Here is a 12834-nt window from a genome sequence, read left to right on the forward strand (position 1 = left end):
CCGCCTAAGCGGGTTTTACAACTCAATCGAGTTTAAGCATTTTCACGAGCAATCGCACGGTAACCAATATCTTTGCGGTATTGGACACCATCAAAAGTCACTTTTTGGCAAAGTTCCAAGGCTTTTGCTTGCGCTTCACCAATTGTGTTGCCTAACGCTGTAACGCAAAGTACACGACCGCCAGCAGTCACTACATCACCATTGGCATTATTTGCTGTACCTGCATGGAAAACTTTAGCATCTGTCATTTGGGTATCTAAACCCAAAATCACGTCATCTTTGCTCGAAGTTTCAGGATAGCCTTTAGATGCAAGCACAATACCAACAGTTTTACGCTCATCCCATTCAGCTTCAGCGGGTAAGTTACCTGCAATACCAGCTTCTACTAAATCAACCAAAGAAGATTTTAAGCGCATCATGATCGGTTGAGTTTCAGGGTCACCAAAGCGGCAGTTAAACTCAATGACACGAGGTTGCCCTTGCTCATCAATCATCAAGCCAGCATACAAGAAACCAGTGTAAGTATGACCATCAGCTTTCATACCATCTACGGTTGGACGCATAACTTCTTTCATGACTCTGTCAAAAACATCTGCAGTCACTACAGGGGCAGGGGAATATGCACCCATACCACCCGTATTTGGACCTTGGTCAGCTTCAAAAATACGTTTATGGTCTTGTGAAGTTGCCATAGGAAGGATGTTGTCACCATCAATCATACATATGAAAGATGCTTCCTCACCATCAAGGAATTCTTCAATAACAACACGCGAACCTGCATCACCAAATTTATTGCCTGCAAGCATGTCATCAATTGCATCAAACGCTTCTTGATTGGTCATCGCTACAATGACGCCTTTACCCGCAGCAAGGCCGTCTGCCTTAATTACAATTGGTGCGCCATTTTTTTCTACGAATGCTTTGGCTGTTTCCACTTCGGTGAATACATCATAGAATGCTGTAGGAATGTGATGACGTTTTAAAAAGTGTTTGGCGAAAGCTTTAGAGCCTTCAAGTTGTGCTGCAAATTGGGTTGGCCCCCAAATTTTAAGGCCAGCTGCTCGTCCTGCATCAACTACTCCATTTACAAGCGGTGCTTCAGGACCAACAATAATGAGATCAACGGCATTATTTTTTGCAAAGTCGATAATGGCAGGGTTGTTGAGAATATCTAAAGCAACATTTTCACATTTATGTTCAGTTGCTGTACCCGCATTTCCTGGTGCAACAAAAACTTTAGTGACTTGATCGTCTTGCGCAATTTTCCATGCCAATGCATGTTCACGACCACCACTACCCAAAACTAATATTTTCATCTTATGTATCCTTTTTTAATCCCTCCCAACCTCCCTTTATACAGGATGGGGTATCACGAATTTAAAGAGTCCTGTAGTTCGTGACAAGTCCCTCTTATGAAAGAGGGACTTAGGGGGATTTTTAAATAATGATTTATGGTGAACTTAGTGACGGAAATGACGCATACCCGTGAAGACCATTGCAATACCAGCTTCATCTGCTGCTGCAATTGTTTCTTCATCACGCATTGAACCACCCGGTTGGATAATACATTTGATACCTGCTTTTGCAGCATTATCAATGCCATCACGGAATGGGAAGAATGCATCAGATGCCATAACAGCACCTTCAACCACTAAACCTGCATGTTCAGCTTTGATCGCTGCGATACGTGCAGAGTTTACACGGCTCATTTGGCCAGCACCGACACCAATGGTTTGACGGCCTTTAGCATAAACAATAGCATTGGATTTAACGTATTTGGCAACTTTCCAAGCAAAGATTAAATCATCAATTTCTGCTTCAGTAGGAGCACGCTTAGTTACTACTTTAAGATCATCTTTGGTGATCATACCGAGGTCTTGGTCTTGAACCAATAAACCGCCATTGACACGTTTATAATCGTATTGTGAAGCACGTTCATCAATTTTAGGAAGTTCGCCACATACCAGTACACGAACGTTTTTCTTTGCGCCAGTCACTTCAAGTACACCATCGGCAATACTTGGTGCAATAATCACTTCAACAAATTGACGGTCAACAATTGCTTGAGCTGTAGCAACATCTAACTCACGGTTAAATGCAATGATGCCACCAAATGCTGATTCTGGATCAGTTGCATAAGCAAGATCGTATGCAGCCTTAAGACCATCTAACGATACTGCAACACCACATGGATTTGCATGTTTAACGATGACACACGCTGGTTTTGCAAATGATTTGACACATTCAAGTGCTGCATCTGTATCCGCGATATTGTTATAAGAAAGTTCTTTACCTTGTAACTGCTTAGCAGTTGAAACCGATGCTTCAGTTGCAGTCGATTCTACATAGAAAGCAGCGGATTGATGTGGATTTTCACCATAACGAAGATCTTGTACTTTATTTAACTGGGTATTGAAAGTACGGGCAAATTTGTCAGCTTGACCTTCTTCTTTACCAACACGTGCACCGAGGTAAGAAGCAATCATGCCGTCATACTGGGCAGTATGTTCAAATGCTTTAACCGCTAAATCGAAACGAGTCGCATAAGATAAAGCACCATCCGCTTTAAGTTCTGCAATTACAGTTTCATAATCAGTCGCATTTACGATGATCCCCACAGAAGCATGGTTTTTCGCAGCTGCACGAACCATTGTTGGGCCACCAATGTCAATATTTTCAATTGCATCTGCAAGCGAGCAGTCTGGTTTAGCAACAGTAGCAGCAAAAGGATAAAGGTTTACGACAACAAGATCGATTGCATCGATGTTGTGTTCAGCCATGACAGCTTCGTCTAGACCACGACGAGCCAAAATGCCTCCATGAATTTTAGGATGCAGTGTTTTTACACGACCATCCATCATTTCTGGGAAGCCTGTGTGCTCTGAAACTTCAACTACAGCCACATTGTTGTCTTTAAGCAACTTATATGTACCGCCAGTAGATAAAATTTCCACCCCAAGAGCAACAAGGTTCTGGGCAAATTCAACGATCCCGGTTTTATCAGAAACAGAGATTAAAGCGCGTTTAATAGTCATGATCTTCGTCAACAGTTTTTAAGTCTAGAGATTGAACAGGTAGGCAAAATATAGGTAAAAAAAATGCCCACGCAAGCCGTGAGCATTTTATCATTTATTCACTCATTAAACCGTGAGCTTTTAACTTTTTGCGTAAAGTGCCACGGTTCAGTCCGAGAATCTCAGCAGCGCGAGTCTGATTCCCGCGTGTGTATTCTAAGACAACAGATAAAAGAGGTTTCTCCATTTCTGCTAGCACCATGTCGTACACTTGTGATGGTTGCTCACCTTGCAATTGTGCAAAATAGTGACGAACTGCGCGATCTACGTGAATACGAAGAGCGACGTCAGATTGTGCAGTAAAAATAGGAGATTTGCTATTCATGCGAGTTAATCCGAAAATCAAAATATTACTTGGGTAAAGTAATATATAAATGTGGTCTAAAAAAATCTGAGCTCCGTTTTAGATCCTAAAACGGTTGGCTCTAAAACAAGAACAATTAGCTTGCCACAAATCGTCGAGTTGAGTGAAAAATAAGCGTAACAATAGATTAATATTTGTTACAACACTCTTTTAAACAAAAAAATGTTCTACTTGCGCGATATTGGATATAAAGCACATAACAAAACAGTATTTTTTTTGAAAAAATGCGAGGAGTTTGCAGGACAAAGCTTTCGTGGCGCGTATGATACCATTGTCTAAGAAAAAATGAGCAAGAAAACTACATTTTTTTTCATTTTTTTATAATTTTTTTTAATTTTAAGGGTGAATAATGTCTAATTGGTACTGATCAAAACTTTTTCTTGGCTCTGTAACAACAAATTTAAAAGGATATGGGCTATTTTGAGGAATACGCTTAATTCCAACTAAACTTTCAATCAGATATTGCTCAGGTGTAATCACATGCGTAGCTATGACCTTATTTTGAGTTTTTAAAGTTACTCTTATTAGGGGTAATTCTAAGCTTTTAGAATATTGGTTATTGAGTTGACCTGAAAATTGAGTCTCCTGTCTATCAAGTGCTTTAACTTTAAGGTGACTAATCACAATTTGTTTATAGCGTTGATCAACAGTATCACACTGTAAGATGGCACAGGTTTGAGTAAAGACAGTATTCAAAAACGGATAACGATCAGTTAAGTTTGGATTAAACCAAAGGATTTGAAATAATAAAATGCTGAGTAGGGCAAGATTAATCATGCTCCACGCCAAATAGTAAAACTTACTTTTTGTTTTGATCAAATGTTGCCCGTGGTTATTTAAACCTTGTGATAGATTTAAGCTGGGAATGTTGTTGACTGGTTCATTGTTAAAATAATTCAAATTATTTAAATAAGTTCTTAAATCAATATTGGAGTTTTCAATTTTACGATTAAAAATATCTAAGACATTGGTTTCTATTTGACGTTTCGTCGTCATGAGGTTTTGTACCTCATTCTGCACTGGCGTATCAGGATTGCCCCTTGGTTGAGTAGGCTGGCTGTTTTGTAGATGAATTAATGCATTAAAATTATGTGAACATTTTGGACAACAAACCATACCCTGCGCAACGGTGAGTTGCGTAACTGATACTTTATAAATTGAAGCACAATTTGGGCATCGGGTTTGTTTTTCAGTCATAAATACTTATATTTTCATAGATTAAACAGCCTTACGTGACCCAGAAATTCTGCACCAGGTTTCTTCACGTTTCTTGACTTCTACTATATCAAAAAATTCAGAATAAATACTAGAAACATCAGTAACTTGCTCTTCAATTACGCCGGCAAGTGCGAACTCTCCCTCAGATTTAATCAAAGTTGAGAATTCTTCAGCAAGTGACATAAGAGGGCCTGCAAGAATATTTGCAACTAAAATATCGGCCTGTTGGTTTTTAAATTCTGCATTGAACTCTTCAGGTAATCCAACATAAAGATTTTCAAGAACACCATTCAGCTCAGCATTTTGCTTGGTCGCCAAGACAGCTTGTGGGTCGATATCTGTTGCATAGACTTTCTTTGCACCTAAAAGCAGTGCTGCAACACCTAGGATGCCTGAACCACAACCATAATCAATCACGACTTTATCTTTAACATCGGTTTTGCCTAACCATTGTAGACAAAGGAAAGTAGATGCATGGTTACCCGTACCAAATGCTAAGCCTGGGTCAAGTTTAATATTGACTGCATCCGCTTCTGGTGGTTCTATCCATTCAGGTACGATCCAATACTTTTCACCAATTTGAATTGGTTCATAGTAATCCATCCAAGAACGTTCCCATACTTGGTCTTCAAGAAATTCACTGCGCATCGGTTCAGTTGGGAGTTGGGTGCGAATAAATGTTTCTAGTGCTGTTACATCAATGTCTTCGCCTTCTTCTTGCGCGTAGATTCCAGTAACAATCACTTTATTCCATAGCGGAGTTTCGCCAGGGAGTGGTTCAAGCAAGTCTTGGTTTTCAGCATCATCTAATGTCACGCTGACTGCGCCTAAAGAACTTAACAAGGTTTCAGTAAAATCAACTTGAGCTTGTTCTACAGTAATATGAATTTGTAACCACTTCACGGCAAAGACCTAAATCGTTTTCTTAAAGGCAATATTGTAGCCCAAACTTAGAAGTTACGCTTACATTCAGTAGCAAAATAAAAAATGGATGCTTAAGCATCCATTTTAGTTGAAGCACATGATGGCTTTATATCGCAGGTTCAGTTTCAGTTGCTGCATGTCTTGAAATTAACGCACCAAAAATAGCAGCGAAAATATACATAAAGATTGAGTAAACCGCGGCAGGCATTGCAACAGTAGAATTTGCGATTACAGTCAAAGCAATAGTCATAGCTAAGGTACTATTATGAATTCCGATCTCAAATGCGCATGCACGTGCTTGGGCGCTATTAATACCCAGTAATCTTGGCACAAAGTAACCAATAACTAGACTACAAATACAGAAAATCACCGTGGCTAGACCAACCTGCGTCAGGTACTCCATGATATGCGTACGTTCTTTGGTGATTGCTCCAATAATAATGAGAATTAAAAAAACCACTGAGAAAATTCGCAAAGGTTTACTTAATTTTTCAGTAAAGTGTGGCGCATAATTTCGAATGAGCATGCCAATACACACAGGAATTAAAATTATTGCAAAAACTTGCAGTATTTTACTGAATTGCATGGTGATTTGTTGACCATCATTCATAAAGTATTGTATAGAAAAGTTTACGATTAAAGGCAAGGTAAAGGCAGCAATCACCGAGTTAATTGCAGTTAAGGTAATATTGAGCGCAATATCACCTTTAAACAAATAACTAAATAGATTGGCAGTACTACCTCCTGGTGAAGCAGCAAGTAACATTAAACCAACGGCAAGCAAAGGTGGGAGTGCAAGTACTTTACAAATAATAAAAGCAATACCGACCAAAAGCACTAGCTGACAGAACAACGCAATCAATACGGCTTTAGGGTGTTTAGAAACTCGCGCAAAATCTTTTGGTGTAAGCTCTAAACCAAGTCCAATCATAATGATGGCGAGGGCGAGGGGAAGCATTATGGTAATAATCCCTGAATCCATAGTGTGATCCTTTTTGTTGTTTTACATTAATTAAATATGTGAATATTCCGTACTCAATTTGAGTGTAATCGAAAGGTGTGAAATTGAAAAATAAATTCTATGACTCGGAAATCTTCTTAGAAAAATAAGTTATGAATATCTGTTCATATACCCAATAACAATTCTTTCGTAGCAGATGTAAAGCATATGGTTGTTATATCAAGAAAGTCTGTGTACTCGAAATAAAAAAAGGTGACCCACTTTTAAATGGATCACCTTTTTTACACATGCTATTTATAAAAACATGTATTTATGCTCAAAAGATATCATTGAGCTTGGATCGGATCTTCGCTCGGAGCAGCTTGACTAGGTTGCTCCATTGCTGGTTGTTCAGCTTGAGATGCCTCATTTGTTGCTGGTACATCTGCACTCGCTGGAGCAGATTGTTCTACAGCTGGGCGGTTTTCAATGGCCGGTTCAGGCGCTGCTGCAGCGGCAGTCGGGTTGCCACCTGCAGGTGCAGGGAAGCTAAATTGTAATTTACCATTTTCATTTGGTTCACAAGTACCATTAAAAGTTACCCCTTTATTGGCATAGGTCACCCAGTCTCCTTGTTTTTTCTTGGCACATACCTGAATTTGCTTTTTCACTTCAGCTTTGCTGGTGTTTTCATCAGCAGCATGGGCAAAACTAAATGCAACACAACTGAGTAAAGATGCTGTAATTACTTTAGACATGGTATTTTTCATCATGATATTCCTTATATATAAAGTCTCGAAAAAAATAATTTGTCCGTGTAATATCTATCGTATCGTGAGTTTTTGATAAGTTAAATTCTATTTGTAGGGCAGTCATGAAACGAAGTGTCAATTTATGTTGCCTATGTATAAGAGATGTTTAATCGTTCATATGCATGATTGAGGGGAATAATATTTGTAAAACTGCCTAAAACTAGAAGTAAAAATTTGCTATAATTTTCTGTCATTCTTTTATCTCTCATTAATCACTATGCATTATCCTAAAGTTTACGATGTCATTGTTATCGGTGGCGGTCACGCAGGTACGGAAGCGGCACTCGCTGCAGCGCGTATGGGTCGACAGACTCTGCTTTTGACTCATAACATTGAGACTTTAGGGCAGATGAGCTGTAACCCAGCCATTGGTGGTATTGGTAAATCTCACCTTGTCCGTGAAATTGATGCTTTAGGCGGTGCAATGGCATTGGCGGCGGATAAGGGCGGTATTCAATTTCGTATTTTGAACTCGCGTAAAGGCGCAGCTGTACGTGCAACCCGTGCACAAGCTGACCGTATCCGCTATAAAGCTGCGATTCGTCATACACTGGAAAATCAAGCGAATTTAGATATTTTTCAACAATCTGCAGATGACTTAATTGTTGAAGGCGATACAGTTAAAGGTGTAGTGACCCAGATGGGTATTCGCTTTGATGCGAAAACTGTGGTGTTAACCACAGGCACATTCTTAGGTGGCGTGATTCATGTTGGTCTAAATAATTCGTCAGGTGGTCGAGCTGGCGATCCGCCATCAATTTCCTTAGCGGCTCGTTTACGTGAATTAAATCTACCAGTAGGTCGTTTAAAAACAGGGACTCCACCACGTATTGATGCGCGTTCTGTCGATTTTTCTGTAATGATTCCGCAACCGGGTGATTTCCCATCACCGACCATGTCATTTATGGGGGATGCTTCGATGCATCCAGAGCAAGTAAATTGCTATATCACACATACCAATGCGCGTACTCATGAGATTATTCGGGGTGGTTTAGATCGTTCGCCAATGTATACAGGCGTGATTGAAGGTGTAGGTCCACGTTATTGCCCATCGATTGAAGATAAAATTCATAAATTTGCGGATAAAGATTCGCATCAGGTATTCCTTGAGCCAGAAGGGCTGGATACTCACGAGCTTTATCCAAATGGTATTTCAACATCTTTACCATTTGATGTGCAGTTTGAGTTGGTGCGCTCAATCCGGGGTATGGAGAATGCACACATTCTTCGTCCTGGCTATGCGATCGAATATGATTATTTCAATCCACAGTCTTTGAAATTCTCACTTGAAACCAAATCGATTAATAACTTGTATTTTGCAGGTCAAATTAACGGTACAACAGGTTATGAAGAAGCTGGTGCACAAGGTTTATTGGCGGGCTTAAATGCTGCACGTCGTGCATGGGATCAAGAGCAATGGACGCCTAAACGTGATGAAGCGTATATGGGTGTTCTTGTTGATGACTTGATTACCTTAGGGACCAAAGAACCGTATCGTATGTTTACTTCTCGTGCGGAATATCGTTTGATGCTTCGTGAAGATAATGCTGATCAACGTTTAACAGCAATTGGCCGTGAAATGGGCTTGGTTGATGATGAGCGTTGGGCTTCTTATTGTGAAAAAATGGAAGCAGTTGAAAAAGAAACAGGTCGTTTACAACACCTTTGGGCTGCACCAAACAATCCAATGGGGAAAAGATTCGTTGAGTTGACCGGCGCTGATCTTTCTAAAGAATGTTCTGCGATCGATTTACTTAAACGTCCAAACATCAACTTTTCACAAATTGCTGAATTAACTGCTTCTGAAGTATCTGCATTTGTAGGTGAGCAGATTGAAATTGCTGTGAAATACGAAGGTTATATTAACCGTCAGCAAGAAGATGTTGCACAAATGAAGCGTTTGGAAGATACCAAAATTCCTGCTGATTTTGATTATGATATCGTTTCAGGGCTTTCTCGTGAAATTACGATGAAATTGAAAAATGTATTACCTGAAACATTGGCACAAGCCAGCCGTATTCCAGGTGTAACACCTGCTGCTGTTCAATTGGTGATGATTACAATTCGTAAAAATAACCAAGCGAGAAAATCAGCTTAAGGTGGTGAATTGTAAAAAACCCGCTATATGCGGGTTTTTTATTGTCTCGAGCTTATCTTCGTTAGGGCACAATTTGTGATTTATCTTTAAAGGCATATTTTAAATACACAGATCCAATCTAACTTTATAAAAATAAATCCTAAACAGAATTGATGAAAAACAAAGCTGTTTTAATTATTTTTCAGTTTGCAAAATCATCGCTATAGTCAACTTACATTCAAACAAGAGGTGAACGCCATGACAATGAAATCAATCCGCTACAATAGTGCTGAACTTGCGTGCTGTAACATGTGATGTTTAACATACTCCAATAAATCCCATGTCTTGTGGACATGTAAAAATGTGACATGGGTTTAATATCTGCGCAAAAACAATAAAATTTAAAAATAACAATCAAAACAATAAATCAAAGAGCCGAAAGGCTCTTTTTATTTTAATTATATTGGCTTAGGTGAAGTTATTAGATTATTCAATTTCATGTACAGCATTGAACACTTCAACAGGCTCAATTCGGACTATCTTTTTACCAAAACTTCTTAACCACCATACCAGTTGTGAGGTAAAAGGAACCACAGCACTGACTTGATACAGTTCTTCGTTCAGTTGTTCCACTTTTTGTTCTTTACTGAGTTGGCTTTCCGTGAAGTACTGTGCATCATCTTCGTGCATGACTAATTTTAATTCAACATTTTTAGTTGGCCGAGAAAAGTCGACTCTAAAGCCTAGCGCACCAGAATCGATATATTCATCGATATCGAATTTGACAGGGTGTAAAGCACGTAAATCTAAAACAGTTGCAGATCTAAAGCGATGTAATGCAAAGGTCTGAACTTCTGTCTTGTCATGACGCGTACAAATCAAATAAATAATTGCACCTTTTTGAACCAAACCTAAAGGATTCAGAATATAAGTTTTCTCTTCACCTTGATAACCACGTGCGCGGTAGACACATTCAATTTGTTTATCTTGTAGCAGTCCTTCATAAATGGCTTGCTGTGCATGTCTTTCCACCAAAGGTGGGATCACTGGTTGGCTTGCAGGCACAATTCGAACTCGGTTAATCCATTGTCGAACATTGTTCTGCGTAGAAAGACTACGCCGTGCCAAATCGAACCAAGGGTTCATTTCATCAATTAAACTTGGAGGTAGCAGGTGTTTTAAATGTTCTTCAACCATCATAAACGTGACTGCTTGCGAGCTGGTCATATGCGGCAGACTTTGGATCGGGGCATCTGAACGCCAACGCCAGCCTTGTGGTACTGTTTTGTTACTCTCGATAGGAAAGCGTTGAGCAATCTGATTTAGATCACGCTGAATCGTACGTAAGCTGATTTCGATCCCTTCACGTTCTAAAACTTCTTGTAATTCACGTGTACCCATCCACTTCCCTGTAGAGAGTCGGGACAGGATTTGCCACTGGCGATAGAGGCTATTGGAAGTTTCTTTTTCTTGTGCAGACATGGTTTGGTATCAATGGAATCGTGAATGTTTAAGGGAAATAAATCAGCTACACAATAGAAAATTAAAACTGATTCTGCAAGTTATATCCTGTGAGTAGTTGCTTAGGTGTTGAAAATATTAGCTAAAAAATTTTGAAACAAGTTCGATCAAAACTCACATTGAGTGCTATGGCAAACAATGAATTAATAAAATTGAGCCAAAAAGATTTAATTGTACAGCGAAGAATACTGAATACGGCGATTTAATAATATTTTGGCATCGATATTGCATTATTAAAGAAGCCATTAGATAAGATAAAAAGAGGTTTGTATGCTAAAAGAAAACATGGATACAAATTCAAGCAATGAGAATTATGCAGATCGCTTCGCTTTGCCAGTTGCTGAGGCAGAAGTAAAAACTGAAATGACGAATCAACAACAGATAGGAAATATTCAACAGGCCATTCATCTAAATATCGATGCACAACAAGCCTCACATCATTTACTTAAACAGATGAATTCGGTTTTTTTTAATGAAATGACAGACGATCACGTTCTTTCTCCTGAAACTGCTGAAAAAATTGAAGATTGGTTATCTCAACACAGTATTTACCAACTTGAAAAACTCAATGAAACAGCTAAAGCGCATTTTTTATATCAAGGAATTACTTTTGCGGTTTATGGTGAAACATCGGGAATTGATCGCACCATACCATTTGACTTAATTCCGCGTGTGATTGCCAAACAACAGTGGAATAAAATTGCAGCAGGCTGTGCGCAGCGTATTCAAGCGTTAAATTTATTTTTAGCTGATATCTATAATCAACAAAATATTTTAAAAGAAGGCTTAATTCCAGCAGTACAAGTACTATCTCATGAAGCTTATCAACCAGTGATGATGAATCATCGTTTGAATGGAAATATTTACAGTCAAATCAGTGGAATCGATATTGTACGGGATTGCAAAGGTGAATTTTTTGTCCTAGAAGATAATCTACGTACGCCTTCAGGTGTGTCATATATGCTTGAAAGCCGTAAGATGAGCGAAAAACTCATGCCTGAATTATGTAATCAACATGTTGCTGATATTGGGCAATATCCGCAATTGTTGCGTGAGATTTTGGCTGAAAACTCAAAGGTAGATTGCCCAATCATCGTGGTTTTAACCCCCGGGCGTTATAACAGTGCGTATTATGAACATTCATTTTTAGCAAGGGAAATGGGTGTTCCATTGGTGACATCGCGTGACCTTTTTGTTGAAAACGACAAGGTTTATGTGAAAACCATCCGTGGTCGTCAGCAGGTTGATGTAATTTATAGACGTTTGGATGATGGTTTTTTAGACCCATTAAGCTTCAGGCCTGATAGTACTTTAGGTGTGGCAGGGTTAATGTCTGCTTATTTAAGTGGAAATGTGGTGATTGCTAATGCTCCTGGTACAGGTGTTGCAGATGATAAGTCGATTTATCCATATGTGGATCAAATGATTGCCTATTATTTAAATGAAAAGCCAATTTTGTCCAATGTACCTACTTATCAATGTCGTGAAGTTGAAGCTTTGGATTATGTTTTGGCAAATTTGGATCAATTGGTGGTAAAAGAGGCTCAAGGTTCAGGTGGTTATGGGATGCTCATCGGTCCTAAAGCAACTGAACAAGAAATTGATTTATTTAAAATGAAGCTAATGGCTTCACCCTCAGCGTATATCGCTCAACCCACCTTAAATTTATCTGTTGCACCAACACTAACTTCCCAAGGAATTGCAGAACGTCATATTGATTTACGACCATTTATTCTCAGCTCACCAGAACGCATAGAAATTGTTCCAGGTGGCTTGACTCGTGTTGCGATGCAACAAGGCTCACTGGTGGTCAACTCATCACAAGGTGGTGGAATCAAGGATACATGGGTAATTGATGAATATTCAATTTAACCCCACCTTCATACCAATCCCAGCCAAAGGAG

General features: G+C 39.2%; 10 protein-coding genes. 2 read left to right on the plus strand and 8 right to left on the minus strand.

Going from position 1 to position 12834, the window contains the following annotated elements; genetic code table 11:
- Positions 1-32 precede the first annotated feature (32 nt).
- The 7 genes from purD to ACG9ZL_RS07025 all read right to left on the minus strand — a co-directional run bounded on the left by purD (position 33) and on the right by ACG9ZL_RS07025 (position 7290).
- A complete protein-coding gene (purD, locus tag ACG9ZL_RS06995) occupies positions 33-1316 on the minus strand; it encodes a phosphoribosylamine--glycine ligase (protein WP_419359544.1) in 1284 nt (427 codons plus the stop codon).
- A 144-nt stretch (positions 1317-1460) separates the two neighbouring features.
- A complete protein-coding gene (purH, locus tag ACG9ZL_RS07000; RefSeq protein WP_004719305.1) occupies positions 1461-3035 on the minus strand; it encodes a bifunctional phosphoribosylaminoimidazolecarboxamide formyltransferase/IMP cyclohydrolase in 1575 nt (524 codons plus the stop codon).
- Positions 3036-3129: 94 nt separating this feature from the next.
- A complete protein-coding gene (gene fis / locus ACG9ZL_RS07005; RefSeq protein ID WP_001086304.1) occupies positions 3130-3399 on the minus strand; it encodes a DNA-binding transcriptional regulator Fis in 270 nt (89 codons plus the stop codon).
- Positions 3400-3774: 375 nt separating this feature from the next.
- The gene (locus ACG9ZL_RS07010; protein WP_336954448.1) at positions 3775-4635 is read right to left on the minus strand and encodes a zinc-ribbon and DUF3426 domain-containing protein; all 861 of its coding nucleotides are present in this window, start codon (positions 4633-4635) and stop codon (positions 3775-3777) included.
- A gap of 21 nt (positions 4636-4656) precedes the next feature.
- A complete protein-coding gene (prmA, locus tag ACG9ZL_RS07015) occupies positions 4657-5559 on the minus strand; it encodes a 50S ribosomal protein L11 methyltransferase (RefSeq protein ID WP_419359546.1) in 903 nt (300 codons plus the stop codon).
- A gap of 127 nt (positions 5560-5686) precedes the next feature.
- On the minus strand, positions 5687-6562 hold the full coding sequence (locus ACG9ZL_RS07020) for a bile acid:sodium symporter family protein (RefSeq protein WP_336954451.1): 876 nt from the start codon (positions 6560-6562) through the stop codon (positions 5687-5689).
- A 305-nt stretch (positions 6563-6867) separates the two neighbouring features.
- Positions 6868-7290, minus strand: coding sequence for a hypothetical protein (locus tag ACG9ZL_RS07025; RefSeq protein ID WP_336954482.1), 423 nt, complete (start codon positions 7288-7290; stop codon positions 6868-6870).
- A 259-nt stretch (positions 7291-7549) separates the two neighbouring features.
- Here ACG9ZL_RS07025 and mnmG point away from each other — a divergent pair, with 259 nt between their 5' ends.
- Positions 7550-9430, plus strand: coding sequence for a tRNA uridine-5-carboxymethylaminomethyl(34) synthesis enzyme MnmG (gene mnmG / locus ACG9ZL_RS07030; protein ID WP_336954452.1), 1881 nt, complete (start codon positions 7550-7552; stop codon positions 9428-9430).
- 465 nt (positions 9431-9895) lie between these two features.
- Here the strand turns inward: mnmG and ACG9ZL_RS07035 are convergent, their stop codons facing one another.
- Positions 9896-10891, minus strand: coding sequence for a helix-turn-helix transcriptional regulator (locus ACG9ZL_RS07035; RefSeq protein ID WP_336954453.1), 996 nt, complete (start codon positions 10889-10891; stop codon positions 9896-9898).
- A gap of 309 nt (positions 10892-11200) precedes the next feature.
- Between ACG9ZL_RS07035 and ACG9ZL_RS07040 the strand changes: the two genes are divergently transcribed.
- Complete coding sequence (locus ACG9ZL_RS07040; protein WP_419327763.1) at positions 11201-12802, plus strand: circularly permuted type 2 ATP-grasp protein; 1602 nt, start codon at positions 11201-11203, stop codon at positions 12800-12802.
- Positions 12803-12834: the final 32 nt, after the last annotated feature.

This window comes from Acinetobacter legionensis, from assembly GCF_048551735.1.
Lineage (GTDB): Bacteria > Pseudomonadota > Gammaproteobacteria > Pseudomonadales > Moraxellaceae > Acinetobacter.

Coding starts and splice junctions, on each gene's coding strand:
- purD (WP_419359544.1), bottom strand. CDS start 1,316: ATGAAAATATTAGTTTTGGGTAGTGGTGGTCGTGAACATGCATTGGCA.
- purH (WP_004719305.1), bottom strand. CDS start 3,035: ATGACTATTAAACGCGCTTTAATCTCTGTTTCTGATAAAACCGGGATC.
- fis (WP_001086304.1), bottom strand. CDS start 3,399: ATGAATAGCAAATCTCCTATTTTTACTGCACAATCTGACGTCGCTCTT.
- ACG9ZL_RS07010 (WP_336954448.1), bottom strand. CDS start 4,635: ATGACTGAAAAACAAACCCGATGCCCAAATTGTGCTTCAATTTATAAA.
- ACG9ZL_RS07020 (WP_336954451.1), bottom strand. CDS start 6,562: ATGGATTCAGGGATTATTACCATAATGCTTCCCCTCGCCCTCGCCATC.
- ACG9ZL_RS07025 (WP_336954482.1), bottom strand. CDS start 7,290: ATGAAAAATACCATGTCTAAAGTAATTACAGCATCTTTACTCAGTTGT.
- mnmG (WP_336954452.1), top strand. CDS start 7,550: ATGCATTATCCTAAAGTTTACGATGTCATTGTTATCGGTGGCGGTCAC.
- ACG9ZL_RS07035 (WP_336954453.1), bottom strand. CDS start 10,891: ATGTCTGCACAAGAAAAAGAAACTTCCAATAGCCTCTATCGCCAGTGG.
- ACG9ZL_RS07040 (WP_419327763.1), top strand. CDS start 11,201: ATGCTAAAAGAAAACATGGATACAAATTCAAGCAATGAGAATTATGCA.